Source organism: Candidatus Enterococcus testudinis, assembly GCF_002140915.1.
Taxonomy (GTDB): Bacteria; Bacillota; Bacilli; order Lactobacillales; family Enterococcaceae; genus Enterococcus_D; species Enterococcus_D testudinis.
Window position 1 is genome coordinate 1 of sequence record NZ_NGKU01000003.1, and the last position, 1,144, is coordinate 1,144.

General features: G+C 29.1%; 2 protein-coding genes. Both read right to left on the reverse strand.

Annotated features, from left to right (window positions below; genetic code table 11):
• Positions 1-497, reverse strand: a 497-nt coding sequence (locus tag A5886_RS15605; protein WP_143353817.1) for a hypothetical protein, incomplete at its 3' end; no start/stop codon positions are given.
• A 25-nt stretch (positions 498-522) separates the two neighbouring features.
• The gene (locus A5886_RS15610; RefSeq protein ID WP_086276088.1) at positions 523-987 is read right to left on the reverse strand and encodes a hypothetical protein; all 465 of its coding nucleotides are present in this window, start codon (positions 985-987) and stop codon (positions 523-525) included.
• Between the last annotated feature and the right edge of the window lie 157 nt (positions 988-1,144).

Here is a 1,144-nt window from a genome sequence, read left to right on the forward strand (position 1 = left end):
GAAATAACATTAGGAATAAAACTTCCTGAAATTCTAATTTTATTTTCTAAACATCTCAAATCTGAAACCCTTAGATTGTCAATAAGTTGAAGTATCAATTCTTTGAAATTAGTTTCCAAACAATACTCAATTGTCGTAGTTTTGTTTAATGGCAATGAAATACGCTGTATTTTATTTATCTTAAAGCTAACATCTTCATCAAAATCATACTGCTCTTTTATTTCCGCAACTATTTTCTTTAAAGTCTTAAAATCAGAAATTTTAGAAGCAGTATCTGTTTTTATCAGAAAAAGTTCTATATATTTCTGATCACTTAAAAATGGCTGTGAAAACTTCACAATATTGTCTAACTCAGAAACATTTATTCTTGATTCAAGAACTTCATTTATTTGAATATAATTGGATGAAAAGTTAGTAACATTGATTCTGGATTGATATATTCCTAGATTTACATTTTTTATCAATGTATTAAAGATGTTATCCGCATCTTTGCTCATTTCAATTCATCTCCAAGTATTGTTTTTAATTATGTCCAACCATAGTTTTAGGAATGTCTATTCTAATAAAATTACTGTCACATTGCTCATCAATTCTTACTGTGTTATCATCCACTAATCCTTGTTCAATACTAACCCAGATACTCTTATTGTCACTAGAAAGTTTGTATTTTTCACCATTTGTGGGTAGTGATGTAAACGAAGCAGTCGCACTTGGATTACTTTGCAGTATTAAATCAAAGGTTTCATTAGCTAAGGTCTCTTCATCCATAACGGCCTTTTCCAACATATCTTTATTCAAAAAAGGATATATTTCCGTTACTATTGCATTAATAGATGTTCTTTTCCTCTGTGACATTATTATATTTAATTGTTTTTTCACCTTTTCGAACTCTTTTTCATCTGCAGTAAAATTCTTAGCTTTATTTTTAATAAATCTATGCGCCAATCTTGACATAACTTGATCATCGGCAACCAAAACACTATTCATTCTGTCTCTTATACACATCTAGATGTGTATAAGAGACAGAATCTTGACATAACTTGATCATCGGCAACCAAAACACTATTCATTAAATTACTTATACACATCTAGATGTGTATAAGAGACAGATGTTATCCTTGGTCAAATAAAGTTTTGGATAGTA

Bases quoted from the DNA above. Each gene is read 5' to 3' on its own strand.
- A5886_RS15610 (WP_086276088.1), bottom strand. From the start codon at position 987: ATGAATAGTGTTTTGGTTGCCGATGATCAAGTTATGTCAAGATTGGCG.